We start from the raw sequence: 25,867 nt of genomic DNA on the forward strand, positions 1-25,867 counted from the left end.
CTGATACGCATGCCCACAACCCTTTTATATCAAGTTTTTTTCAAGGATCGTTTGAATCTTCGTGACCATCAGATCAATTGCGACGTGGTTTTGTCCGCCTTCCGGAATAATGATGTCCGCGTAGCGTTTCGTCGGTTCAACAAACTGATTGTGCATCGGTCTGACGACGGACACATACTGCTCAATGACAGAATCGATTGAACGGCCTCTTTCGTTAATATCTCTCATAATCCGTCTGATGATACGGAGATCCGCGTCCGTGTCGACATAAAGTTTCATATCCATGAGGTCGCGAAGTCTTTTATCTTCGAGAACGAGAATGCCTTCCAGAATAATGACATCCTTCGGCTCAACCGGAATGGTTTCCTCAGAACGCGTATGCAGTTTATAATCATAAATCGGCTTTTCTATCGGCCGGTAATTCAAAAGCTCTTGAATATGCTCGATTAAATAGTCATTATCAAATGCGAGCGGGTGATCATAGTTTGTGTTCAGCCTTTCTTCAAACGGAAGATGGCTTTGGTCTTTATAATAAAGGTCTTGCTGGATCATTAAAATCGAGTGTCCTTTAAACTGTTCATAGATGGAACGGGTGACGCTTGTTTTTCCTGATCCGGAACCTCCTGCGATGCCTATAACTACAGGACTCTTACCCATTGGTGATTACTTCCCCTTTCTCATCATGTTGCTCGGATAAATCTTTTTGTCTACTTTAAATGTAACGATTTGCAGGGGATGGCGGGCAGCATCAAGCTCGTTTCCGTCTTCGTCCCAAATAGTGCCGATTGTGAATGTGAAATTGTCGATTTCAGGACCGAAAAATTCCACTTCGTCACCTTGTTTAAAGAAATTGCGCTGCTGGAGCGTCACCATTTGAGTGTCCTCGTTATACGCGAGCACGAGACCGGCAAAATCAAATGTTGTTTTCTTTCCGTGTTCACCGAACATCTGCTCTTCATACCCGGGCGTGCCTTCAAAGAAAGCAGGCGCGGTATCCCGGTTTGCACATTTGTCCAGCTCATCCAGCCATTCTTTTTGAATGACAAAGTTTTCAGGATCAGCGCAGTATGCGTCGATGACTTTGCGATACACGCTGACAACCGTCGCAACGTAATGAATTGATTTCATCCGGCCTTCAATTTTCAGGCTGTCGATGCCCATCTCGATCATTTGCGGAATGGATTCAATCAATTTTAAATCTTTCGGGCTCATCGCAAACGGAGCGTCTTCTTCATCATAGAGCGCGACCGCGTTTGCACCGTCTGTCTGATACAGGTCATAATCCCAGCGGCAGGACTGACAGCAGCCGCCGCGGTTGGAATCCCGGGCCGTCATGTGATTGCTCAGCACGCATCGGCCTGAATAAGCGATACACATGGCGCCGTGGATAAAGGTTTCAATTTCAATATCCACCTTTTCCTTCATTTCTTTAATTTCCAGTCCGCTCGTTTCACGGGCAAGCACCACGCGGTCAAGCCCTTCTTCTTTCCAGAACTGCACCGCTTTCCAGTTGGAAAGGGACTGCTGTGTGCTGAGGTGAATTTCTACATCCGGGGCCACTCTCCGGCATGTTTCAATAATCAGCGGATCAGCGACGATAATTCCGGCAACTTTTGCGTCACCCAACGCTTTTAAGTATTCTTCCAGACCGTCCATATTTTCATTATGGGCGAAAATGTTTGTTGTCACATATATTTTTGCCCCGTATTTTTTGGCAAATTCTACGCCCTCTGCGATTTCTTCTATTGAGAAGTTATCCGCATTTGAGCGGAGTCCGTATTCCTGTCCTCCGATAAAAACCGCGTCCGCTCCGTAATGAACGGCAATTTTTAATTTTTCAAGGTTTCCTGCCGGAGCAAGGAGTTCAGGTTTTTTCGTAATGACGCGTTTTCCGTTTACGACTTTGGAAATGGTTTGATTTACGGCTGTCATCCGTTGCACCCTCCTTTTTAATAGACCGTTTCTTTAAAGAAGAATCCTGTGTCGATGCTTCTGTTCACAGGCTGAATGCTTTCAATCCGCTCTATCCAGCTCTCTTTTTTCTCTTCGTATGTCTCTCGGCTTTCGAAGCACAAATCGATTGCTTCTCTGTACATGCGGGTCACTTCAGTTAAGTATTCAGGAGACTTCAAAACTCCGTCGATTTTGAAAGAATCGATGCCGGCGTCCATCAGGTCCTCTAATTCATCAATCATGCACACATCGTTCGGGCTCATGATGTGCGTGCCGTTTTCATCTTCAAAAATCGGGTATTTATTGCCCCGTTCCTTGTCATGCAGAAACATTCCCGCTTCTTTTTTCTTCTGTTCGATGTCCATGACTTTACCCTGGTATTCGAAGTAATGGCCCACTAAAGAACGCTTCGATTGGAACATGCACGTCATGCCGTGGATTTGAATTTCAATTTCGACTTCGGCGTTTTCTTTTATGTCAATGATGCTGTCCATATTTAATTCCTTAGCCAGCACTGCCCGCCGTGCGCCTTTGCGTCCCCAGTAATTGCAGGAATAGTAGTTGGTTCCCGTTGTTTCCGTGCTCCAGTGCAGTTTAAGCTCGGGAGCCGCTTCACGCGCCGCCATTAAAACGGCCGGATCACCGAAAACAGCCGCATCAACGCCGGCCTCCTGCAAAAAGGCAAGATAGCCGTTCAGCTCGTCCACTTTTTCGTTGTGAAAAATAGCATTCACGGCGGCGTACACTTTCGCGCCTTCCTGATGAGCTGTCTTTACGGCTTCTTTTATATCTTCTCTTGAAAATTCACCGGCCAGTCTCAGGCCGTATCTCTGTTCTCCGACTAACAGGGCCGTTGCGCCCGCTTGAATGAGCGGAAGAATATCCTGTACAGAAGTCGGAGTCACCAAAAGTTCAGGTTTTTTCATGATCCTTCACCTCTTCTTTTTACTGATGGCGATGCCGTCTCCGACCGGCAGTATGACCGTTTGATAGTCAGGCCGGTTCATCAGCCATTGGTTATATTGATCAATTTTTTCAACAAGCTTCCGTCTTCTTTTCGGCTCAATGTCCACGTGATTTTGTGCCACCAGTCCTTTAAACAGAACATTGTCCGTAAAAATGACTCCATCCGGCGCAAGCATCGGTTCATAGAGCTCAAAAAAGTTCGTGTACTGGCCTTTGGCCGCGTCGATAAAAATGGCATCATAAGGAGCCGTGACACGGACAGACTCAGAAAGTTCCAGCGCATCCCCGTGCATTACGTGAATCCGGTTTTCCATTTCAAAGTCTTTTATATTGTTCACAGCTTCTTCATAGCGTTTGTCGTCCCGTTCAATCGTGTAAATATTCGCATCCGGAAGCTCAAGCGCCATCCGTATGGCGGAATATCCGATTGCCGCGCCGATTTCCAAAATGTTTTTCGCCTGTTGAATCGACAGCATTTGAAGCAGCACTTCAATGCCCGCTTCTTCCATAATCGGAACATGGTGCTCTTTTGCATAGGCTTCAAGCTTTTTCACTTTATCAGGCCGAGGCTTCAGCATCGCGTTTATATACTCGTTTATTTGTTCATACCGATCATTCACGGCAAACAGCCTCCGTTCTAAAAAGGAGTGCCCCTGACGAATCCGCGGGGACACTCTCTTAAGACACTTCTTTATCCATAAGTAAACAACCCGATATATTTTATCATAAAACCTTTCAGAATGGAATAAAAGGAGAGCTTTTGCCCTCCTTTTATTCGCTGTCTTTTTTGGAAATATACTTTTCCTTCGCTTTATTATGGTCTTTTAATGTTTTGGTGAAAACAACCTCGCCGTTTGATTTTGCAAGGAAATAGAGATAATCCGTTTTGTCAGGGCGGAGAGCCGCTTCCCATGATGAATCACCGGCATTTGCAATCGGTCCCGGCGGCAGCCCCTTATGTTTATACGTATTAAACGGAGAATCAATTTTCAGGTCTTTGTAGTAGACCCGGCTTTTATGCTTACCGGCCGCATATAATACCGTCGGGTCAGTCTGCAGCGGCATTTTTTCTTCGAGCCTGTTGTAAAAAACGCTGGCGATTTTGTGACGGTCGGCTTTGGCGGTGGCTTCTTCTTCAATAAGTGATGCCATTGTCAGCGCGTTATGGACGGAAAGTTTCTTTTTTTCCAGTTCAGATTTATACGTTTCGATACGGGTGTTTGTTTCCTGAACCATTGCCGTCAAAATCGTGTCAAGCGATGCATCCGGATCATTAAACGGATATGTGGCCGGATACAGATAGCCTTCGAGCGGATGCTTGAGCTTCTTGTTTGAAAGCGCGTCCGTTATCGTATCAGGAAACTGTTTTTTCAGTTTGCCGATGAATGTTTTGTCATCCAGTTTCGCCATGATCTCTTCTTTTGAATATGATGTTTCTTTTGCGATCGCATCCGCAATCTGCGTAAGCTGTTTTCCTTCAGGAACGGAGATCTGAAAGGCATATCCCGTTGATCCCGCGGTCAGTTTTTTGATAATCGCATCCGCATCCATTCCTTTATTCAGGTGGTAAAATCCCGCCTGAAACCCGGAAGCGCCTTTATACTTTACATACAGCTGAAATGCTTTTTTGCTTTTGATGACATGCTGATCCTCAAGAATTTCAGCGATTGCCGAAACGGAAGAACCGCTCGGAATATTAATATTGACTGCCGTTTTGCTGCCTTTGTCAACCGGGGACAGCAGAGATTTTCCATAGAAAAAAGCACCGCCAATGATGATAAGCAGAGCGATCACGGAGGACAGTATTATCGTCGTTTTTTTGTTTTTACGCGGAAATGAATTTTTAGTCTGATTGATATTCATACAAGTATTTTCCTCCCAACAGCTCTTATACTACATGATTCATGTGCATTCGGCAATTTATTACAAAAAAAGCCGAAGCGCATATGCGCTCCGGCTTTTTCCGTTCATTTTATTCTTCGTCTTCTTCCGCTAAAAACGTGTTCAGCGTTTCTTCGATCATTTCCCACTCTTCATCGGTTTCAATCGGCATCAGTTCGCCGTCTTCACCGTTTTCGTTCGGTTCGAAGCTTGAAGCGTGAATTTCGATTTCATCATCGTCTTGAGCATCAATCGGATAATAAAGTACGTAAGATTTGTTGAATGTGTCGTTTTCAAATGTGAACAGCACTTCGCAAAGCTGTTCGTTGCCTTGATCATCGACAATTGTAATGTGTTTTTCGCCGTGTTCCATTTGTTTCACCTCTTAGTTTAAACTGTCCAGATATCCTTGAAGGATCATGACAGCCGCCATTTTATCAATGACTTTTTTTCGTTTTTGCCTGCTGACGTCAGCCGCGATCAGCATTTTTTCAGCCGCCATCGTCGTCAGACGCTCGTCCCACAGCACAACAGGGACATTGTACGCTGTTTCAAGCAGTTTCGCAAATGTTTGGCTGGCTTCGCCTCTCGGACCGATCGTCCCGTTCATGTTTTTCGGAAAACCGAGCACGATCTTCTCTACATTATAGTCTTTCATCAGCTCGGATAAACGGTCCAGACCGTAATCTCCTTCAGCCTCGTTTATTTTTATCGTCTCAATGCCTTGAGCGGTCCAGCCCATTTCATCGCTTAAAGCTACGCCGAGTGTTTTTGTTCCAAGATCAAGTCCCAATATTCTCATGAATGTATTTACGCCTCTTTATGCTGTTCTAGATAGGATTTTACCAATTCCTCGATTAATTCGTCACGTTCCAGTTTGCGAATTAAGTTCCGGGCGTCGCGATGCCTAGGAATGTATGCAGGATCTCCAGACAGCAAGTATCCGACAATCTGGTTGATAGGATTGTACCCCTTTTCCTGAAGCGCATCATATACCGTAATCAGCACTTCTTCGACGTTTGTTTCAGCAGAATCATCGGAGAAATTAAATTTCATCGTTTTATCAAACGAGCTCACCGTTTTGCACCTCTTTCCCAAATTCGCAGGCAAAGTTCAGCCTGAGGTCCTCATCTTATCATCATTCTACACTAGTTGAAAGGATTATAAAACGGATTTTATCCAATCTTCCGCAGATGCGAGCGCCTCTTCCAATTTTTCAGGCTGCTTTCCGCCGGCCTGCGCCATGTCCGGACGGCCTCCGCCTCCGCCTCCGCAGACTTCAGCCGCTTGTTTGACCATTTTGCCGGCATGAAGGCCTTTTTCGATCAGGTCTTTCGTCACGCCTGCTGAAAGGTTGACTTTCTCATTTTGCACGGCGCCGAGAATGATGACCGCAGAACCGAGCTTCGCTTTCAGATCATCCACCATAGTGCGAAGGTGGTTCATGTCTTTCGCATTTACTTTTTCAGCCAGCACTTTTACGCCGCCGATGTCTTTTACTTTAGACAGAATGGCTCCGGCTTCCACATTGCCGAGTTTGCTGAGCAATGATTCATTTTCTCTTTGCGCTTCCTTCAGCTCCGCTTGAAGAGACTGAATTCGCTTCGGTACGTCTTTTACGTTTGATTTCAGCTCGTCCGCAGCGTGCTGCAGAAGGCTGAGCTGGCTGTTCATTTCCTGATAAGCGCCTTTTCCTGTTACGGCTTCGATTCTTCGCGTCCCTGCGCCGATCCCTGATTCGGATACGATTTTAAACAGACCGATTTCAGCCGTATTCGTGACATGGCATCCGCCGCAAAGCTCAAGGCTGTAATCTCCGACTTGTACGACGCGGACGATATCGCCGTATTTCTCGCCGAACAGGGCCATCGCGCCCATTTCTTTCGCTTCATTGATCGGTTTCAAATCAATCGCTACCGGAATGCTCGCCCAGATTTTTTCGTTGACGATTCCTTCAATGCGTTCAAGTTCTTCTTTCGTCACTTGACCGAAATGAGAGAAGTCAAAACGCAGACGGTTTTCGGTAACGAGTGACCCCGCTTGGTTGACATGTGTGCCGAGAACGTCTTTCAGCGCCTGGTGCAGAAGGTGGGTTGCTGTATGGTTTTTCACCACGCCGCTTCTCATTTGATCTTCAACTTCAGCCGTCACGCTTGCGCCTTTTTGAATCGTGCCGCTATCCACCGTGCCTTCGTGTACATGCTGACCGTTCGGAGCTTTTTTCACGTCCTTAATGGTTACGACAGCCTGCTCGCTTCTCAGCACTCCTCTGTCACCGATCTGTCCGCCGCTTTCAGCATAGAAAGGCGTTTTGTCGAGAAGGATTTGGACGGTATCCCCTTCCTGCGCCTCGCTGATTAATTGACCGTCATGAAGAAGCTCGATTACCTTCGCTTCAGCTTTTACGGAACTGTAGCCGACAAATGTGCTTTCTGCGGTAATGTCGCGCAATGCGCCGCCCTGCACCTGCATGCTTCCTACATCTTGGCGCGCATTTCTCGCCCGTTCACGCTGTTTTTCCATTTCGGCTTCAAAGCCTTTATGGTCAACCTTCATTTGCTCATCTTCCGCGTATTCCTCCGTCAATTCAACCGGGAATCCGTATGTATCGTACAGTTTGAATACGTCTTTTCCGGAGATGATGCCGCTGCCTTTTTCCTTCTCTTTCTTTATCACGTCGGATAAAATGGCCAGACCTTCGTTTAATGTTTCATGGAAGCGCTCTTCCTCCGTTTTGATGACTTTGGCGATAAACTCTTGCTTTTCTTTCACCTCCGGATAGAAAGCGTCCATAATTCCTGCAACAGTCGGAACCAGCTCGTACATAAACGGACGGCTGATACCGATGGTTTTCGCGTATCGCACCGCCCGGCGCAAGAGGCGTCTCAGTACATACCCGCGCCCTTCATTTGACGGCAGAGCTCCGTCGCTTACCGCAAATGCGACCGTTCTGATATGATCGGCGATCACTTTAAAGGCCGTATCCTTCACTGCATCCTTTCCGTAAGCATCTCCGGAAATGCGCTCTGTTGCTTCAATAATCGGCATAAACAAATCAGTGTCAAAGTTTGTCGGGACGTCCTGAATCACGGAGACCATCCGTTCAAGCCCCATGCCCGTATCAATGTTTTTCTTCGGAAGCGGTGTGTACGTGCCGTCCGGGTTGTGGTTGAACTCTGAGAATACCAGGTTCCACACTTCAAGATAGCGGTCATTTTCGCCGCCCGGATACAATTCAGAATCTGACGGGTCATTGCCGTATTTCTCGCCGCGGTCATAGAAAATTTCTGTATTCGGTCCGCTCGGGCCTTCGCCGATATCCCAGAAGTTCCCTTCCAGACGGATGATTCTTTCTTCCGGAACGCCGATTTTTTCCGCCCATAGCGTATAAGCTTCTTCATCCTCAGGGTGAACCGTTACAGACAGCAGCTCCGGATCAAAGCCGATCCACTTTTCGCTCGTTAAAAACTCCCAAGCCCACGTGATGGCTTCTTCTTTAAAATAATCACCGATGGAAAAATTTCCGAGCATCTCAAAGAACGTGTGGTGGCGCGCCGTTTTCCCCACATTTTCAATATCATTTGTGCGGATTGATTTTTGCGCGTTTACAATTCTCGGATTCTCCGGCACAACGCGGCCGTCAAAGTATTTTTTCAGCGTCGCAACGCCGCTGTTGATCCATAATAAAGACGGATCTTCATGCGGAACCAATGAGGCGCTCGGTTCAACGGCATGGCCTTTTTCTTTAAAGAAATCTAAAAACATTTGACGCACTTCAGCAGAAGTTAAGTGTTTCATCTATATTCCTCCTTATCACTACCCGAAATTCTCTTTTGCGACAGCAAAAAAGCTCTCTCCCTATGCAAACCATGCGTTCACACAGGGACGAGAGCTGTCTCGCGGTACCACCCTGATTACAGGCCGAAAAAGGCCTGTCACCTTTCATCCCGTAACGCAGGATTGCGGCAGCCTTTAACTGCACTCAGGATTAGCTTCGGCCGATCTTCTGCTGAAGCTCCTTTCAGCGTATCGGAGCTTCTCTCTTAAACAGGGCTTCGGCGTACTCATATCCGTCACTCGAGATTCGTATGTATTCTACTCGAAATTATAGACAAGCAGAACCCGAATGTCAATGTTCCGTCCTGATCCGCAAAAAGTGAATGGCCGTCACTTTTAAAACGGCTGCCGCCGGAACAGCGAGAATCATGCCGGGAATGCCCGCGAGCTCTCCTCCGGCAAGGAGCGCCAGCATGATCACGACGGGGTGCATTCTGAGACTGCGCCCGACAATAAGCGGGCTCAAAATGTTTCCTTCTATAAATTGCAGAATAAAAATCGTGACGATTACGATGATCACAGCTTTAGCAGAAATCGCCAGCGAAAGGAGCAGCGACGGTACAGCGCCGATAAACGGACCGAAATACGGGATGACATTCGTAATCCCGATGGCAAGGCCCAAAATCAGCGGGTAAGGAAGCCCGAACAGCCAAAATGAAACGCCGGCTATTAACCCGAGCAAAAAACAAACGAGAAGCTGACCGCGGATGTAATCACCGAGAGAGTCGTCCACATCCCGCAGAAATTCACTCCCCCTTTTTCTCCAGGATTTCGGCGTCAAATACCAGACCGTCTTTTTCATAACGTCTATATCCTTCACCATATAGAACACGAGAAAAGGAATCGTCGCCGCGATCAGGATATAATCAAGCACGAAACGGATGCTTCTGATCGTGCTTTCAATCGTGCCGGCAAGAAACGTTTCTGTCTGCTGAATCATTTTGTCCATCCGATGGTGCATGCCGTCAGGCCAATGATCCGTGTGATTATGCAGATGCCTCAGCATGCTGTTGTAGTTTTCGGCCAGACCGGGAATGCTCTCAGACAGATCCTGCAGCTGTTCAATTAAAACAGGAACCCCTTTATAAACCCCCCAGCCGATTCCGCCGAAAAACAGGCAATAAATCAGAAGCAGGCTTAAAGTTCTAGGCATCCCTTTTCTATGAAGCCATTCAGTAATCGGAAGTAAAAGATAAGCAATAAATACTGCGATGAATATAGGAATAAAGAGAGATTTTATAACAAGCCAAATGGGAGACCATAACATATCGAGCATGCAAAAGACATACACTGTTAACAAAACGAGCAGACATACAGCCGTCCACATTAAGAGCTGCAGCGGTTTTTGAAGCATGACGTTTCACCTCTTGCTTTATCTTTTGACAGAAAGCCGGAATTATTCCCGTTTCATAAACTCCGCCTTATGACGCAGACCTCTTGACGGAAATAATTATCAGAAATTACGAAATAATCTAAATAATATTCATAAAAATCTGTATAACCATCGTAATGTGTTAAAGGATTTCAGAAACTGTCCAGTCAATATGACTCATGTTTTTTTAAGGAGGATGGCCATGATTTCATTTCAGGATGTAAATAAGCACTACGGACATTTCCACGTGCTGAAAAACATTAATCTGCACATTAAAAAAGGGGAAGTCGTCGTTATCATCGGACCTTCAGGATCGGGAAAAAGCACGCTTCTCCGCTGCATTAATCAGCTGGAAACAGTTGATGGAGGCGCCTTAACGGTAAACGGCGTCTCCATCCATGACAAGAAAACGGATATAAATAAAGTCCGCCGCAATATCGGCATGGTGTTCCAGCATTTTCATCTGTACCCGCACAAAACCGTTCTGCAAAACATTATGCTCGCACCGATCAAAGTGCTTAAGCAATCAAAAGAAGAAGCAAAAGAAACGGCCTTATACTATTTGAAAAAAGTCGGTATACCGGAAAAAGCGGACGCTTATCCTTCACAGCTTTCGGGCGGCCAGCAGCAGCGTGTCGCCATCGCCAGGGGGCTTGCGATGAAGCCCGAAATTATGCTGTTTGATGAACCCACATCCGCGCTTGATCCGGAAATGATCGGGGAAGTGCTGGATGTCATGAAAACACTCGCAAAGGAAGGCATGACCATGGCAGTCGTCACACATGAAATGGGATTCGCAAAAGAAGTGGCGGACCGCATCGTGTTTATCGACGGCGGAGCCATCTTAGAAGAAGCTGCACCGGCTGAATTTTACGAAAGCCCCCGTGAAGAGAGGGCGCGTTTATTCTTAAGCCGTATTTTAAATCACTGAAAAGAAACGGAGGAGCGCTTATGTCACGCGTAACAAAATGGTTGTCATTCGGATTGATATCACTGCTGGCCGTCTTTATGCTGGCAGCCTGCGGAGGGAAAGATACGTCCGGGGATTCAAAGGGAACGGGAAAAGACACGTTAGCCTCTATTAAAGACAGAGACAAAATCATCTTCGGCGTCAAAACCGACACGAGGTTATTCGGACTGAAAAACCCAAGCTCCGGTGATATTGAAGGCTTCGATATTGATATCTCAAAACAGCTCGCAAAAGATATTCTGGGGGATGAGAAGAAAGCGGAATTTAAAGAAGTAACGTCAAAAACGAGAATTCCGATGCTGCAAAACGGCGATATCGACGCCATCACCGCCACGATGACGATAACGGCTGAGCGAAAAAAAGAAGTTGATTTCTCAGATGTTTATTTTGAAGCCGGGCAATCCCTGCTCGTCAAAAAAGGAAGCAGCATCAAAAGCATCGAAGACCTGGGAAAAGGCTCAAAAGTATTGGCGGTAAAAGGCTCTACTTCCTCACAAAACATCAGAGAAAAAGCGCCTGACGCCTCAGTGCTGGAATTTGAAAATTACGCCGAAGCGTTCACCGCGCTTAAAGCGGGACAGGGAGATGCGCTCACAACCGATAATGCGATTTTATACGGCATGGCAGATGAAAATAAACAATATCAGCTGACAGGCGAAACCTTCACTGATGAACCTTACGGAATCGCCGTCAAAAAAGGCCAATCCGGACTTATCAAGGAAATCAACGCCTCTTTGAAAAAAATGAAAGCCGACGGCAGGTACGAAAAAATCTATAAAAAATGGATTAAAGAAGAACCGGCAAAATAGAAAGGACCGCGGGATGAGCAGGCATGCTCATCCCCGTTTTATAAGGAGTGACATAGATGAACTTTTCAATTTTAACGGAAAACTTCGATATGTATATGGACGGTTTCCTGCACACATTGCTTGCGAGCTTCATCGCGCTGGCAGGCAGCTTTGCGCTGGGCGTTCTGATCGCAGTCATGAGAATCACGGCTTTCAAACCCCTTCAATGGATCGGCACTGCGTATGTGGAATTTATCCGCAACATCCCGCTTCTCCTCATCACATTCGTTTTTTATTTCGGACTTCCGAACGCCGGGCTGAGACTGGACGGCTTTCAGGCGGGAACGATTGCGCTTACGATATACACGTCGGCCTTTATCGCAGAAGCTATCAGAGCCGGAATTCTGACTGTCTCCAAAGGGCAGATGGAAGCGGCCAGATCGTCAGGCTTCACCTGCAGTCAGGCGATGAGATACGTCATTCTTCCTCAGGCCGTAAAAATCGTGATTCCCCCGCTCGGAAACCAATTTCTCAACCTTGTCAAAAACTCATCAATACTCGGAGTGGTGGCGGGACTCGATTTGATGTATCAGGCGGATCTCGTGTCCTCGAGCACTCTTGTCGTGTTTGATGTCTATATTTTCGTCGCGCTTTTTTATTTGATATTAACGATCCCGCTCAGCATCGGGGTTCACTATTTGGAAAGACGTCTCGGAAAGAGTTATTAGAGAAGGAGAGTGAAAAACATGGATTTTAGCGGCGCCTATACACCTGACCATCTGCTGTTTTTATGGGACGGCTTTTTGGTCACACTTTATGTTGCGCTGATCTCCATTGTCCTGAGTTTTATTTTCGGGCTTGCCGCCGGCACTTTGCGCTATGCGAACATTCCTATCGTCTCGGGCATTATAGCGGCCATTGTGGAAACCATCCGCAACCTGCCGCTGTTATTAATCATTTTCTTTACGTTTTTTGCCCTTCCGGAAATCGGGATCAAACTGGAAATTACCGCGGCCGCCATCACGGCGCTGACGATTTTTGAATCGGCCATGCTGTCAGAAATCATCAGAAGCGGTTTGCAATCCGTTGACAAAGGACAGATTGAAGCGGCGCGTTCTTCAGGACTGACGTACACGCAGACTCTTTTTCTCGTCGTCATGCCGCAGGCGCTCAGGCGTATGGTTCCTCCGATTGTGAGCCAGTTTATTTCTTTATTAAAGGATACGTCACTTGCGGTCGTCATCGCTCTGCCCGAACTGATTCATAACGCGCAGATTTTAAACGGACAAAGCGCTGACGGGGGGTATTTTTTCCCGATCTTTCTGCTGGCGGCCCTGATGTATTTCGCGGTCAATTACAGCCTGTCTCTTGCAGCCAGACGGCTGGAAGCGAGACAAACGTAAAAAGGATACTTCCGGAGAAGTATCCTTTTTTCTGCTTAAAACATTTTCATGACTCGTCTTCTCATCCGTTTCATACCTTTTTTATTCAGCATATCGGACTGAGAAGCCATACGATACATAACGGCTCCAGCTCCTAAAGCCAACAGAGAGGTCATTGTTCTGCCCATCGCGCGTATCTCCTTTCAACTTTAAAAATTGATACTGCGTTCGTCTTCAGAAAACAAATCATCAAGACTGCTTAACGTGCCGTCTTCCTCTACTTGATGTGTCGCAATTTTGCCTTTGGCCACCGTCAGCTCAATGAAGCAGCCCCAGCAATAGTATTGGTTTACGCCGATTTTGCCGATATCTTTGCTTTTGCAGTTCGGACATACAAGCACAGACTACACCTCTTATCCGTTCAGGACGATGCCTTCTTTCCCCGCTTCAATAAGCGTATCGGCGGCGCGGCGCACTTGGCGTCTGCCAGCCAGATCTGAAAAGAAGCCGTCCGAGAGTTCATATGCTACGATTATGCCCCTGTCCAAACAAAAGTATACATCTTCCAGCAAACCGAACATTTCACCATCAGGCGATTTCACCGGCTGCATTTTAATCTGTTCAAAGGTGAAACAGCTCTTCGGCAAAGGCTGCAAATGAGCATGACCGGCAGCTACGGCTTCTTGTTCCATCTCTTTTATATCACTTGCCTCTAAAAAAAGATGGCGGTTGTGAAACAGGCGTTTCTGCTCTAGCACGAAACCGAGAAACCGGCCGTCCAGAGAGAAACATACATCCGATATCATCCCGAGACTGCGCCCGGTGTTTTCGTCATATACTGTTCGTCCTTCAGCTGCATGGCATGTTCTCAAAGTGTGATCAACCACCTTTTGTTGAACACGTATAGGTTTTGCCAAGAAGCCGGGCAGCATACTTTGAAATGACTTCCACAGGCGAAAACCCGGCGCATGTTTATGCTCCGGGTTTTATTTACGCTTTTTCTTCCATAAAGTCAAAAGGCGTGATGCCTTCCATTCCGATGTTCGCATCATATACACTGAACGGCAGCTCTTTTTGCAGGGCGGCCAGTTCTGCATCCATCTCTTCAGTCTGCTCTGTGAGCCTGTTTTTAAGCGACGTCTGTCTGACGGTGGCATCATTGTTTTTGACGCCCCATTCAAGCGCTTCTTCTTCTCCGCAAAGAATCAGAAATTTTTTCGCCCTTGTTATGGCGGTATAAAGCAGATTTCTCCTGAGCATTCGATAGTAGCCTTTGACGACAGGAAGGACGACAATCGGGAATTCGCTTCCCTGCGACTTATGAATGGAACAGCAGTAAGCGTGGGTAAACTGGCTGAAATCCTTTTTCGTAAAGGTGATTTCGTTGCCGTCAAACGAGACGACGACCATGTCTTCTTTTTCCGTATTTTCTTTGGCATAAAAAATGGACACGATTTCGCCGATATCGCCGTTAAACACATTGTTTTCCGGCTGGTTGACAAGCTGTAATATTTTATCGCCCGTCCTGTAGACGACATCTCCGAATTTCAGCTCCCGCCTGTTTTCTTTAGGCGGATTCATGATGTCCTGAAGAAGCATGTTCAGCTCGTTAATTCCCGCTTTTCCTCTGTACATCGGGGCAAGCACTTGAATATCTCTGGAGGTATACCCCTTTTTTAACGCGTTCGAGACGACCTGGTCCACGACTTCTTTAATCTGTGAAGAATTACAGCGGATAAATGAGCGGTCCTTTGTCGGCGCGGTCAGCCCCTTTGGAAGCAGTCCTTTTTTCATATCATGGGCAAGTTCCACAATGGATGATCCTTCAGCCTGACGGTAAATATCTGTCAGGCGCACGGTCGGCAGCACCTCAGAAGCCAAAAGGTCTCTGAGCACCTGCCCCGGTCCTACTGAAGGAAGCTGGTCTTCATCACCGACTATAATGAGCTGAATGTGCTTAGGAAGCGCCTTAAACAAATGGCTGGCGAGCCAAATATCGAGCATACTCGCTTCGTCTATAATGATCAGTTTCCCTTCAATCGGCTGATCTTCATTATAGGTAAAGCCTTCAGCGCCATTCCAGCCAAGCAGCCTGTGAATCGTAACAGCCGGCAGACCCGTAGATTCGCTCATCCGTTTTGCGGCTCTTCCGGTCGGCGCGGCAAGCAGCACCGGAAATGCTTCATCTTTTTTATAATCACCAGGGTCAAGCGATACTCCGTGCAGTTCACTGTATAATTCCACGATTCCTTTAATAACGGTCGTTTTCCCCGTTCCCGGTCCCCCGGTCAGTAAAAGCATCGGCGAGGACAGCGCTTTTTGAATGGCATCCTTTTGGCTTGGTGCGTATTGAACATTCATCCGTTCTTCCAGTTCACCGAGTGCAAGCAGAAATTCCGATTCAGGAAACTGATCGGCATACTCCGTCTGGGCCGCAATGTCGAGCACGCGTTTTGCGACGTTTTGTTCCGCATAAAACAAGGACGGAAAATAGCAGCGCTCTCCTTCGATGACGATATCCTTACTCTCCCCGAGGGCGATGATGCCGTCAGCCGCATCCATTTCCGTGACGCAGCCGCCTTCAGCTGACTGATTCAGAAGCGTTTGCGTATTGATAATCAGCTGCTTTGTCTCTATGTACGTATGGCCCTCTGAAAGACAGGTCGATTCAATCGTATATAAGATTGCCGCTTTGATCCGCTCCGGGTGGTTTCCTGACAGACCCATTTTTCCGCCCAGCTCGTCAGCTTTCACAAAGCCGATGCCTTCAACGTCTTTTACAAGCTGATAAGGATTTTCCTGAATTTTCTCCAAGGTTTCCGTTTCGTAGGCCTGATATATTTTCATGGATAGCTGGGGCCCGAAACCGTATTGGTTCAGAGAGATCATAATCTGCTCAAGCCCCTGATGCCGCTGCAGCTCTCCGGCAAGCTTATCCGCTTTCTTTTTCGACATTTTCGGCACATCGTAAAGCACCGACGCATCCGTCAGAATTTTATTGAGCGCGCCGTCACCGAGCTTTTTGACGATTTCTTCCGCCGTTTTTTTTCCGATTCCTTCAAACAGATCACTTGATAAATAGTGAATGATCCCTTCTTTTGTGGTCGGAATTTCTTTTTTAAAGTGTTCAGCCTGAAATTGCAGGCCGAACTTAGGATGCGTGGCGGTTTTTCCGTAAAATGTGTAGGTCTCATCTTCTTGCAGCAGAGGGAAGTAGCCCGTTACGGATACGACCTTGTCTTCGATCGCCTCAGACGTTTCTGCAACTTTGACTTTCAGCACTGTATACAGGTTGGTGTCATTATGATAAATGACCGTATGAATGACGCCTTTTACATACGGCTGTTCTTCGATGTTCAGCTGGTCCACGAGCCTTCCCTCCTTTTGTTATGACTGGGTGATAAGCTGTTTCGCATGAAGCGCAAGCATATGATCAGGCTGTATGCCGATTGCGCCTTCCAGCATCTCAAGCGCCTTTTCACGATTTTCTTTGTACGCGTAAGCGACTCCGGCATTATAAAATGCGTCCGCGTGGCTTGGGTCCTGCTCGATCACCGTCTCAAACTGCGCCAGAGCTTCATCCAGCATTTCTTCATTTGCGAGGCACATTCCGAACTGGAAGCGTGCTTCCGTGTCATTTTCGTTTAATTCAACGGCACGCTGCAAATACGGCAGTGCAAGCTTCGGCCGCTCTAATTTAACGAGAACGGTCCCCAGCATATAAAACAAATCTCCGTTTTCCATTCCGGAGCGAAGCGCTTTTTCAAACATATCCTTCGCTTCGGAAAACAATTCTTTCATCACATATACGTTTCCCGCACCGTAATAAGCGGCTGCCGCCGAATTGTCCAATTCGAGCGCTCTGTTATAGAATGCAAGCGCCCGTTCGAGTTCGTTCACAGAAGAAAGCAGATTTGCGAAGTTGATATACGGCACCGGATCTTGGCCGTTTTCCTCAATCGCTTTCGTAAAAGCCTCTGCCGCTTTTTCAAAATCGCCCTCCTGCATGGCGTCAATCCCGATTTTATTATAATCCATTTTTAACTTCCTTTCGCTAAAAAACCCCAACATGCGAGTTGAGGTTTTTTACATGTGTTATACGTACCACAGTTTTGTTCCGTCTTTATAAACGTCATCTATCGTTCCGCCGCCGAGGCACTCTTCTCCGTCATAAAAAACGACGGCTTGTCCCGGCGTAACGGCGCGTACCTGCCCGTCAAAAATGACTTCCGCTTCATCATCACCCGTCATTTTCACCGTTACTTTGTGATCTTCCTGACGGTAGCGGAATTTCGCCGTGCATGTCATTTCGCCGCCGTCCATCAGACCGGGACGCGTCCAGCTGACATTTGTCGCCGTGATCTTATCGGAATACAGAAGCGGATTATGGAATCCTTGATCAACATACAGAATGTTTTTTTCAAGATCTTTACCGACGGCGAACCACGGCTCGCCGCTTCCGCCGATTCCAAGACCGTGGCGCTGTCCGATTGTATAATACATCAGACCGTCATGACGCCCTTTTACTTCTCCGTCCATTGTCATCATATCGCCCGGCTGAGCGGGGAGATATTGGCTGAGAAACGTTTTGAAGTTGCGTTCGCCGATAAAGCAGATTCCCGTGCTGTCTTTTTTCGCAGCTGTCGCAAGTTCCGCTTCTTTGGCGATTTCCCGCACGCGGCTTTTTTGCAGATCACCGATCGGGAACATGACTTTGCTGAGCTGTTCCTGATTGAGCTGATTCAGAAAATAAGTCTGGTCCTTGTTTTCATCCAGACCGCGGAGCATGCGCACTGTACCTGCGCTTCTGTCCACGCGGGCGTAATGGCCCGTCGCAAGATAATCCGCGCCGAGTGACAGAGCATGATCCAAGAAAGCCTTAAACTTAATTTCTTTATTGCACATGACATCCGGATTGGGGGTTCTTCCGGCTTTATATTCATCAAGGAAATATTGAAATACCTTTTCCCAATATTGCTTCTCAAAATTGACGGCATAATACGGAATTCCGATCTGGTTGCAGACCCGGATGACGTCTTCATAATCTTCCGTTGCCGTGCAAAAACCGTTTTCGTCCGTATCATCCCAGTTTTTCATAAAGATTCCGATTACATCGTAGCCCTGCTCCTTCAGCAGAAGGGCCGCCACGGAAGAGTCCACGCCGCCGGACATGCCGACTACGACTCTTGTATCCTCCGGCCGTTTTTCCATTTGCATTCACTCCATTAAAAACTAAGTCCGCCGTTTTAAGCAAGCCGTTTAACGACGGCGGCAAGCTTTTCGGCGGCTGTTTCGATTTGTTCCGCCGTATTGCCGAGGCCGAAGCTGAGGCGGATTGACGAAGTCAGCCTGCCGCTCTCACTTCCGAACATGGCCGTAAGCACATGGGACGGAAGAACGGATCCCGCTGTACAAGCAGATCCGCTGGAGACGGCAATGCCTTCCATGTCAAGATTGACCAGCAGCGCTTCCACCGGCACACCGGGAAAGTAAAGGTTTAAAATATGAGGCAGGCATTTCTCGGCATCTCCGTTCACCTCCGCTGTGACGCCGGCTTCTTCCAGCGTGCTCATGATGATGTTCTTAAACTCCTTATACTTCGCTGTTTTCTCTTCCCTCTCACGGTTTGAAAGGACGACCGCTTCTTTTAAGCCGGCGATGCCCGGTACATTTTCCGTCCCCGCGCGGCGCTTTCGTTCCTGCTCTCCCCCAAGAAGAATCGGTGACAGCTTCACCTCTTGATTTACATATAAAAAGCCTGTCCCTTTAGGCCCGTTAAGCTTGTGACCGGAAACAGACAGCATGTCAATTCTGCTTTTTTTCACATCAATCGGCATATAACCGAATGCCTGGACGGCATCTGTGTGAAAATAGGCCTGATGCCCGCTTAACAGCTCTCCGATTTCGTCAATCGGCTGAATGGTTCCGACTTCGTTATTGCCATACATGACGGTAACAAGGATTGTATCATCACGGAGCGCTTCTTTCACCTGATTTGCACTGATCCGTCCTGAAGGGCCGGGGATGAGGTATGTCACCTCAAAGCCGTCTTCTTCCAGCTTTTCGCAGGCGTGCAATACAGCATGATGCTCAACAGCGGTCGTAATGATATGCTTTCCTTCATTCTTCCGGGCGGCAGCCGTTCCGAAAATCGCTAAATTATCAGCCTCCGTGCCGCCGCTTGTGAAAATAATTTCCTGTTCTTTCGCACTGATTTCGCGCGCGATGTCCGCTCTCGCTTCATCGACCCATTTCCGGGATTCTCTCCCGAATGAATGAATGCTTGACGGGTTGCCGAAACTGCCGAAGAAATGGGGCTTCATTTCTTCGAGCACACGCTCATCCATCGGGGAAGTCGCGGCATGATCTAAATAAATCCGTTCCATTGTCTGTACACCTCTGGTTTAAATATAGAACATATAAGCTTCCTGCTCGCCGTCCGTGTAGCTCGCAAGGTCTTCTAACGTCGTGCTGTCCAGCACGTCTTTTACAGCGTCGCGGATGCGGATCCATAACTCCCGCTTGGCAGGCTCTTCATCCTCAAGCACTTCTACCGGGCTGATCGGCCCTTCCAGCACTCTGATAATGTCTCCGGCCGTTATCTCTTCAGGCCGGCCCCCGAGCACGTAACCCCCGTAAGCGCCTCTGATGCTTTTTACGAGTCCCGCGTTTCTGAGCGGTGATACAAGCTGTTCCAAGTAATGCTCAGAAAGGCTGTTTGTTTGGGCAATGCTTTTGAGCGACGTCGGACCGTCTCCGTGCTTTTTCGCCAATTCAATCATAATGGTGAGCCCGTATCTTCCCTTTGTCGATATTTTCAATATGAACACCCCAGTCAATTCTAATTGTTAATTTATACAAGTAAATGGATATGAATAATCTGTTTAGTATCTTATAGACCAACTGTTATTATAACATAACTTATCCTAATTTTCATTGAAACACGGGGCCCGCCGCAATTCGCTTTTCTAATCGTCCGTTTTCCGTTACCCTGTATATGTAAGGAGAGATGTTCATGAAACCATTGGCGTATCGGATGCGGCCTGCCAATATCGAAGACATTATCGGCCAGGAACATTTGGTCAAAGAAGATAAAATCATCGGCAGAATGGTGCGTGCAAAGCACTTATCATCCATGATCCTGTACGGACCGCCGGGCATCGGAAAAACGTCCATCGCCACAGCGATCGCAGGATCGACAAGCATCGCATTCAGGAAATTAAATGCCGTCATTCATAATAAAAAAGACATGGAGATTGTCGTACAGGAAGCGAAAATGTCAGGCCAGGTCATTTTAATCCTTGACGAAGTGCACAGGCTTGATAAGGGAAAGCAGGATTTTCTGCTGCCCTATTTAGAAAACGGCATGATTATTTTAATCGGCGCGACGACCGCCAACCCTTATCATGCCATTAACCCGGCCATCAGAAGCCGGACCCAGATATTTGAGCTCGAACCGTTAACACCCGATCTGATCAAGCAGGCATTGAAAAGAGCGCTCACAGATGAACACCGGGGACTCGGTTCCTACAGCGTTTCGGTGGACGACGACGCGATGGATCATTTCGCACAAGGGTGCGGAGGAGACGTCCGCTCCGCTTTGAACGCACTGGAGCTTGCCGTGCTCTCCACAAGGGAATCAAGCGACGGCACGATCCGGATTACACGGGAAACGGCGGAAGAATGTCTGCAGAAAAAAAGCTATACTCATGATAAAAACGGCGATGCGCATTATGACGTTTTATCCGCCTTCCAGAAATCGATCCGAGGCTCGGACGCAAACGCCGCCCTTCATTATCTGGCCCGTCTGATCGAAGCCGGAGACCTTGAAAGCATATCAAGAAGGCTTCTCGTGATCGCCTATGAAGATATCGGCCTCGCAAGCCCGCAGGCAGGCCCCCGGGTGCTGAGCGCGATTCAGACCGCAGAACGGATCGGCTTTCCGGAAGCGAGAATTCCGCTGGCCAATGCGGTAATCGAATTATGCCTCTCGCCAAAATCAAACTCCGCCATCTCAGCCGTTGATGAGGCGCTCAAAGACATCAGGACGGGTAAAATCGGCGATGTGCCGAAACATTTAAAAGACGCCCACTATAAAGGGGCCCAAGAGCTCGGACGCGGGATCGGCTATCAATATCCTCACGATTTCGAGAACGGATGGGTCGAACAGCAATATTTGCCTGATCCGTTAAAAAACAAGCAATACTATAAACCGAAACAAACGGGGAAATTTGAAGCCGCCATAAAGCAAGTGTATGAAAAACTGATGAAGCAGAAAAAATAACCGGACAAGGACACCCTATGTGTTCTTGTCTTTTTTGATACCGGCCAAAATCTTTCGTGTAAACGGCGGATTCAAATAAAAAACAGCCTTTCCTGAAGAAGGCTGTTTTTCTTTTTATTTATCTTTAACCCGTTTAATGTCGATCTCCTTTAAGAGCTCCATGACAACATGTCCGCCCATAATCAGACCGGCCACTGACGGAACCCAGGCGTTGGAAGACGGCGGCATTTGCGCTTTGCGGATTTTCGCTTCATCATTCCCGACTTCTTTTCTGACGTCTTCACGGATGACGATCGGGCTTTCATCAGAAAAAATGACCTGTACGCCTTTTTTAATGCCCTCTTTGCGAAGCCTTGTGCGGACGACTTTGGCAATCGGATCGGTATGGGTTTTTGAAATATCAGCAATCTGAAAGCGTGTCGGGTCTGTTTTATTCGCCGCTCCCATGCTTGAAATCAGCGGAACATTCCGTTTCAGACATTCTTTCATCAGATGAATTTTATAATGAATCGTATCCGACGCGTCAATGACGTAATCGAGCGGATGCTCAAAGAACTGCTCATACGTCTCTTCCGTATAAAACATTTTTAAGGCGACGACGTCACAATCCGGATTAATATCCGCGATCCGCTCTTTCATCAAGTCTGTTTTCGGCTGTCCCACCGTCGACAAGAGCGCATGCAGCTGGCGATTTACGTTTGTAATGTCAACATCATCTTTATCGACAAGCACGATCCGCCCCACTCCGGACCTCGCCAATGCTTCGGCTGCGAATGAACCGACTCCGCCGACGCCGAGAACGGCCACCGTGCTGTTTTTTAACGTGTCCAGCCCTTCTTTTCCAATCGCTAGCTCATTTCTGGAAAACTGATGTAACAAGAACCTCACTCCACATTCTGGTTTTATAAACTCGGCTTGTCAAAAAGCCGCTGGTTTTAGCGCACAAAAAATAAAGTCCCAATTGTGCCGTTGCAGCTTTCCTTCGTTTTGAACCCGCTCTCAGCAGGTGGGTGCCCTTTTTTAAATCTTGTAAGTCCTCTTAACGAATGAAAAGAGGCATGTACGCCATTTAAAAATACGGGCTCCCAAATCAAAAAAATGTTCGGTCAAAACTAGGTGTACAACTAACACATCAGGACTTTATTTAACTTGTCAAAATCATATCACAGCAGATTTTGATTTTCAAGAAACAAACTGCTGATCTTTACTGTTTCACTTTTCTTTTGACAGAAAGGTGAAGTTCTTCAAGCTGGGCGTCGCTCACTTCGCCGGGCGCTTCCGTAAGAAGGCAGCTTGCGCTTGCCGTTTTCGGGAAAGCGATCGTATCTCTTAAGTTTGTGCGGCCTGCAAGAAGCATAACCAAACGGTCTAAGCCGAGCGCGATTCCGCCGTGCGGAGGGGCGCCGTATTCAAAGGCTTCAAGAAGGTATCCGAACTCCTCCTCCGCTTCTTCTTTTGTAAAGCCGAGAAGCCCGAACATTTTTTCCTGAACGTCTTTTTCAAAAATACGGATTGAGCCTCCGCCGAGTTCATAGCCGTTTAAGACAAGGTCGTAAGCCTGCGCTTTCATATCTTCAGGCGCCGTTTCAATCAGGTCAAGATCTTCACGGACAGGCATTGTAAACGGGTGGTGAGCCGCATAGAAACGGCCTTCTTCCTCGTCATGCTCCAGTAACGGCCAGTCCACAACCCACAGGAAGTTGAAGAGGCTTTCGTCAATCAGGCCGCGTTCTTTGCCGAGCTTTAAGCGAAGCGCGCCGAGGGATTGAGCCACAACCTCAAACTTATCAGCGCCGAACAGGAGCAGATCGCCTTCAGAAGCATCAAGCGCTTCAGCCAGTTTTGCCTGCTTCTCTTCATCAAAGAATTTCGCAATCGGGCCTTTTACGCCGTCAGCTTCAACTTTCACCCAAGCGAGGCCTTTCGCGCCGTAATTTCCGGCAAATACGCCGAGCGCATCGATATCTTTTCTGGAATAGTCGCCGGCAGCGCCTTTGACATTGATCGCTTTTACAACGCCGCCGTTTGCCACGGCTGATGAGAACACCTTAAATTCTGTATCTTTCACTATGCCTGACACGTCCGTCAGCAGCATGCCGAAGCGGGTGTCGGGCTTGTCAGAACCGTAGCTGTTCATCGCTTCTTCATATGTCATTCGCGGAAGCGGAAGCGGTACTTCAACACCTTTTGTTTCGAGCATGACTTTCGCCATCATCTCTTCCGCCAGAGCCATGATGTCCTCTTGACTCATAAAGGACATTTCGATATCAATCTGCGTAAATTCCGGCTGGCGGTCGGCACGCAAGTCTTCATCGCGGAAGCAGCGGGCCACTTGATAATACCGTTCAAAGCCCGACACCATCAGAAGCTGTTTAAAAATCTGCGGCGATTGCGGAAGGGCGTAAAATTCTCCTTCATGCACCCGGCTCGGCACTAAGTAATCACGGGCGCCTTCGGGAGAGCTTTTTGTTAAAATCGGTGTTTCAATATCAAGAAATCCGTTTTCATCCAAGAAATGGCGGATGGATTTTGTGACTTGATGGCGCATTTGCAATGTTTGAAACATCGCCGGGCGGCGCAAATCCAAATAACGGTGTTTTAACCGGACGTCTTCAGAAACGTCAGCCGCCTGGTCACTGATCGGAAACGGAGGCGTTTTCGCCGTGCTGAGCACCGTCACCGCTTCAGCTTTGATTTCAATTTTACCGGTTTTCAGGTTGGGATTCACCGTGCCTTCTTCACGGGCAGAAACCGTGCCTTCGATATCAAGCACATATTCGTTTCTGATTGCTTCCGCTGCGGCAAGGGCTTCCTTGGATACGTCAGGGTTGAACACGACTTGCACAATACCCGAGCGGTCGCGCAAATCAATGAAAATCAAGCCGCCGAGATCGCGCCGTTTCTGCACCCACCCTTTCAGTTTGACGGTTTCGCCAATCGCTTTTTCAGTTATCTCGCCACAATAATATGTCCTTCCAAACATAGCGTTCCTCTCCTTCACTGCTTTTGATCTGCCTTTAACACTTGTATCAGCTCGTCTAACACCACTTCACGCTGCTCTCCTGCTTCCGCATCTTTTACATTGATTTTATTTTGGGCAAGCTCATCTTCTCCTAAAATCGCAATAAAACGTGCGCCGAGGCGGTCAGCCGTTTTGAATTGGCCCTTCATCTTTTTATTTTCATAATCGATTTCACTTGAGATGCCCGCTTCTCTCAGTTTGTACACGAGGGAAACGGAATAATCCTTCGCTTTTTCTCCGAGCGTCACGATGTAGCAGTCAATCCCCTGATTGACAGGAAGCTCTGTTTTCTCAGCGTCAATGGCTGCCAGCAGACGTTCGATGCTCATCGCAAATCCGATACCCGGCGCTTCAGGTCCGCCGATCTGTTCAACAAGCCCGTCATAGCGGCCCCCGCCGGCAAGGGTTGTAATCGCTCCGAATCCTTCGGCATTGCTCATAATTTCAAAAGCGGTATGGTTATAATAATCAAGCCCTCTGACAAGGTTCGGATCTATTTCGAACGGGATGCCGAGATCGTTTAAGTATTGTTTTACTTTCTCAAAATAAGCGGCTGATTCTTCATTTAAGTAATCAAGAATGGACGGAGCCGTTTTCATCAGTTCATGCTCTCTGTCTTTCTTGCAGTCAAGAATTCTGAGCGGGTTCGTGTGCAGACGCGACTGGCAGTCTGAGCAAAATTCTCCGATGCGCGGTTCAAAATGTTTGACGAGCGCTTCCCGGTAGGATTTGCGGCTCTCCTGGTCACCAAGGCTGTTCAGCACAAGCTTGACATGTTTCAAACCGGCTTTACGGTAAATACTCATCGCAAGTGCAATGACTTCTGCATCCACGGCCGGATCTTTGGAGCCGATCGCTTCAATTCCGAATTGATAGAATTGGCGGAAACGCCCCGTCTGCGGACGTTCGTAACGGAACATCGGTCCGACATAATAAAGCTTCGTCGGCTGCACCGGGTTCGCAAATAATTTATTTTCATTGAACGCGCGGACTGCGGCGGCTGTTCCTTCCGGCCGAAGCGTCAGGCTTCTCCCTTTACGGTCTTCAAACGTGTACATTTCTTTCTGCACGATATCTGTAGACTCACCGACGCCTCTTGCGAACAATTCCGTATGCTCGAAAATCGGTGTGCGGATTTCTTTATATTGATAAGTGCGGCACGTCTCCCTCATAATTTGTTCGACGAACTGCCATCTGTCTGATTCACCCGGCAGTATGTCCTGTGTGCCTCTTGGAATGTGATATGCCATGTTACAGGCCTCCTTAATGTCTTTCTTCAAATAAAAAAACTCCCGCTCCTACTATACATGTATAGTAGGGACGAGAGTTATACCCGTGGTGCCACCCTAGTTGGAATGCCGAAGCATCCCCGCTCTGACCTTTAACGCAGGTTCACGTCCGCTGCCTAATGA

Annotated in this window: 26 protein-coding genes, 1 other RNA gene and 2 other annotated features (1 of these 29 running past the window's edge); of the genes, 5 read left to right on the forward strand and 22 right to left on the reverse strand. The window is 47.7% G+C overall.

The annotated features are described in order from the left end of the window. Positions 1-24 precede the first annotated feature (24 nt). The 10 genes from udk to NYE38_RS13275 all read right to left on the reverse strand — a co-directional run bounded on the left by udk (position 25) and on the right by NYE38_RS13275 (position 9,991). Complete coding sequence (udk, locus tag NYE38_RS13230) at positions 25-657, reverse strand: uridine kinase (protein WP_014418513.1); 633 nt, start codon at positions 655-657, stop codon at positions 25-27. A gap of 6 nt (positions 658-663) precedes the next feature. Then, positions 664-1,932: a U32 family peptidase gene (locus tag NYE38_RS13235; protein ID WP_017418217.1), complete on the reverse strand. Its 1,269-nt coding sequence runs from the start codon at positions 1,930-1,932 to the stop codon at positions 664-666. A 17-nt stretch (positions 1,933-1,949) separates the two neighbouring features. Continuing rightward, a complete protein-coding gene (locus NYE38_RS13240; RefSeq protein ID WP_007408214.1) occupies positions 1,950-2,879 on the reverse strand; it encodes a peptidase U32 family protein in 930 nt (309 codons plus the stop codon). 6 nt (positions 2,880-2,885) lie between these two features. After that, entirely contained in the window at positions 2,886-3,539 is a 654-nt protein-coding gene (locus NYE38_RS13245; protein ID WP_017418218.1) for an O-methyltransferase, read from the reverse strand. 151 nt (positions 3,540-3,690) lie between these two features. Then, positions 3,691-4,782 (reverse strand): endolytic transglycosylase MltG, encoded by a 1,092-nt coding sequence (mltG, locus tag NYE38_RS13250; protein ID WP_017418219.1) that lies wholly within the window; start codon positions 4,780-4,782, stop codon positions 3,691-3,693. Between the two features lie 109 nt (positions 4,783-4,891). Continuing rightward, positions 4,892-5,173 (reverse strand): DUF1292 domain-containing protein, encoded by a 282-nt coding sequence (locus NYE38_RS13255; protein WP_003152751.1) that lies wholly within the window; start codon positions 5,171-5,173, stop codon positions 4,892-4,894. 12 nt (positions 5,174-5,185) lie between these two features. Continuing rightward, complete coding sequence (gene ruvX / locus NYE38_RS13260; protein ID WP_003152750.1) at positions 5,186-5,602, reverse strand: Holliday junction resolvase RuvX; 417 nt, start codon at positions 5,600-5,602, stop codon at positions 5,186-5,188. Positions 5,603-5,610: 8 nt separating this feature from the next. Next, a complete protein-coding gene (locus tag NYE38_RS13265; protein ID WP_003152749.1) occupies positions 5,611-5,877 on the reverse strand; it encodes an IreB family regulatory phosphoprotein in 267 nt (88 codons plus the stop codon). 84 nt (positions 5,878-5,961) lie between these two features. Beyond that, positions 5,962-8,598 (reverse strand): alanine--tRNA ligase, encoded by a 2,637-nt coding sequence (alaS, locus tag NYE38_RS13270; RefSeq protein WP_063636751.1) that lies wholly within the window; start codon positions 8,596-8,598, stop codon positions 5,962-5,964. Between the two features lie 80 nt (positions 8,599-8,678). Then, positions 8,679-8,886, reverse strand: a binding site (T-box leader). A gap of 43 nt (positions 8,887-8,929) precedes the next feature. Beyond that, positions 8,930-9,991 carry an AI-2E family transporter gene (locus NYE38_RS13275; protein WP_063636752.1) on the reverse strand — a complete coding sequence of 354 codons (1,062 nt, stop codon included), beginning with the start codon at positions 9,989-9,991 and terminating at the stop codon, positions 8,930-8,932. A gap of 220 nt (positions 9,992-10,211) precedes the next feature. Here NYE38_RS13275 and NYE38_RS13280 point away from each other — a divergent pair, with 220 nt between their 5' ends. From NYE38_RS13280 to NYE38_RS13295, 4 genes are read left to right on the forward strand one after another with little or no spacing between them, the layout of a single operon-like run. Then, positions 10,212-10,940 (forward strand): amino acid ABC transporter ATP-binding protein, encoded by a 729-nt coding sequence (locus NYE38_RS13280; RefSeq protein ID WP_007408209.1) that lies wholly within the window; start codon positions 10,212-10,214, stop codon positions 10,938-10,940. A gap of 20 nt (positions 10,941-10,960) precedes the next feature. Then, positions 10,961-11,788: a transporter substrate-binding domain-containing protein gene (locus NYE38_RS13285; RefSeq protein WP_065180378.1), complete on the forward strand. Its 828-nt coding sequence runs from the start codon at positions 10,961-10,963 to the stop codon at positions 11,786-11,788. A 56-nt stretch (positions 11,789-11,844) separates the two neighbouring features. Continuing rightward, entirely contained in the window at positions 11,845-12,495 is a 651-nt protein-coding gene (locus NYE38_RS13290; protein ID WP_065180379.1) for an amino acid ABC transporter permease, read from the forward strand. An 18-nt stretch (positions 12,496-12,513) separates the two neighbouring features. Next, entirely contained in the window at positions 12,514-13,170 is a 657-nt protein-coding gene (locus NYE38_RS13295) for an amino acid ABC transporter permease (protein WP_025649673.1), read from the forward strand. A gap of 35 nt (positions 13,171-13,205) precedes the next feature. Here the strand turns inward: NYE38_RS13295 and NYE38_RS13300 are convergent, their stop codons facing one another. The 8 genes from NYE38_RS13300 to cymR all read right to left on the reverse strand — a co-directional run bounded on the left by NYE38_RS13300 (position 13,206) and on the right by cymR (position 19,970). Then, a complete protein-coding gene (locus NYE38_RS13300) occupies positions 13,206-13,337 on the reverse strand; it encodes a YrzQ family protein (protein ID WP_003152741.1) in 132 nt (43 codons plus the stop codon). 21 nt (positions 13,338-13,358) lie between these two features. Next, positions 13,359-13,550, reverse strand: coding sequence for a hypothetical protein (locus NYE38_RS13305; RefSeq protein WP_003152738.1), 192 nt, complete (start codon positions 13,548-13,550; stop codon positions 13,359-13,361). Positions 13,551-13,562: 12 nt separating this feature from the next. Further along, a complete protein-coding gene (locus tag NYE38_RS13310) occupies positions 13,563-14,021 on the reverse strand; it encodes a PRC-barrel domain-containing protein (protein ID WP_025649674.1) in 459 nt (152 codons plus the stop codon). 118 nt (positions 14,022-14,139) lie between these two features. Further along, on the reverse strand, positions 14,140-16,518 hold the full coding sequence (locus NYE38_RS13315; protein ID WP_340802263.1) for an ATP-dependent RecD-like DNA helicase: 2,379 nt from the start codon (positions 16,516-16,518) through the stop codon (positions 14,140-14,142). An 18-nt stretch (positions 16,519-16,536) separates the two neighbouring features. Continuing rightward, positions 16,537-17,187, reverse strand: coding sequence for a tetratricopeptide repeat protein (locus NYE38_RS13320; RefSeq protein WP_263433344.1), 651 nt, complete (start codon positions 17,185-17,187; stop codon positions 16,537-16,539). 57 nt (positions 17,188-17,244) lie between these two features. Beyond that, the gene (gene mnmA, locus NYE38_RS13325; protein WP_012118077.1) at positions 17,245-18,360 is read right to left on the reverse strand and encodes a tRNA 2-thiouridine(34) synthase MnmA; all 1,116 of its coding nucleotides are present in this window, start codon (positions 18,358-18,360) and stop codon (positions 17,245-17,247) included. A 35-nt stretch (positions 18,361-18,395) separates the two neighbouring features. Next, positions 18,396-19,535, reverse strand: a complete 1,140-nt coding sequence (locus NYE38_RS13330) for a cysteine desulfurase family protein (RefSeq protein ID WP_071391560.1) — start codon at positions 19,533-19,535, stop codon at positions 18,396-18,398. Positions 19,536-19,553: 18 nt separating this feature from the next. Next, positions 19,554-19,970: a cysteine metabolism transcriptional regulator CymR gene (gene cymR, locus NYE38_RS13335; protein ID WP_017418225.1), complete on the reverse strand. Its 417-nt coding sequence runs from the start codon at positions 19,968-19,970 to the stop codon at positions 19,554-19,556. A 194-nt stretch (positions 19,971-20,164) separates the two neighbouring features. On the opposite strand from cymR, the gene NYE38_RS13340 reads away from it, so the two are divergent. Then, entirely contained in the window at positions 20,165-21,433 is a 1,269-nt protein-coding gene (locus NYE38_RS13340; protein ID WP_017418226.1) for a replication-associated recombination protein A, read from the forward strand. Positions 21,434-21,547: 114 nt separating this feature from the next. Here NYE38_RS13340 and NYE38_RS13345 read toward each other — a convergent pair whose 3' ends face one another. From NYE38_RS13345 to hisS, 4 genes are all read right to left on the reverse strand, one after another. After that, the gene (locus NYE38_RS13345; RefSeq protein WP_017418227.1) at positions 21,548-22,312 is read right to left on the reverse strand and encodes a tRNA threonylcarbamoyladenosine dehydratase; all 765 of its coding nucleotides are present in this window, start codon (positions 22,310-22,312) and stop codon (positions 21,548-21,550) included. A 71-nt stretch (positions 22,313-22,383) separates the two neighbouring features. Then, a non-coding RNA gene (gene ssrS, locus NYE38_RS13350) (6S RNA) lies at positions 22,384-22,575 on the reverse strand. A gap of 62 nt (positions 22,576-22,637) precedes the next feature. Beyond that, entirely contained in the window at positions 22,638-24,416 is a 1,779-nt protein-coding gene (gene aspS / locus NYE38_RS13355) for an aspartate--tRNA ligase (protein WP_017418228.1), read from the reverse strand. Positions 24,417-24,430: 14 nt separating this feature from the next. After that, positions 24,431-25,705, reverse strand: a complete 1,275-nt coding sequence (gene hisS / locus NYE38_RS13360; RefSeq protein WP_072177617.1) for a histidine--tRNA ligase — start codon at positions 25,703-25,705, stop codon at positions 24,431-24,433. Between the two features lie 63 nt (positions 25,706-25,768). After that, positions 25,769-25,867: a binding site (T-box leader), on the reverse strand; it runs 134 nt beyond the window's last position.

The organism is Bacillus sp. EU63, assembly GCF_038592915.1.
GTDB classification, from domain to species: Bacteria; Bacillota; Bacilli; order Bacillales; family Bacillaceae; genus Bacillus; species Bacillus velezensis.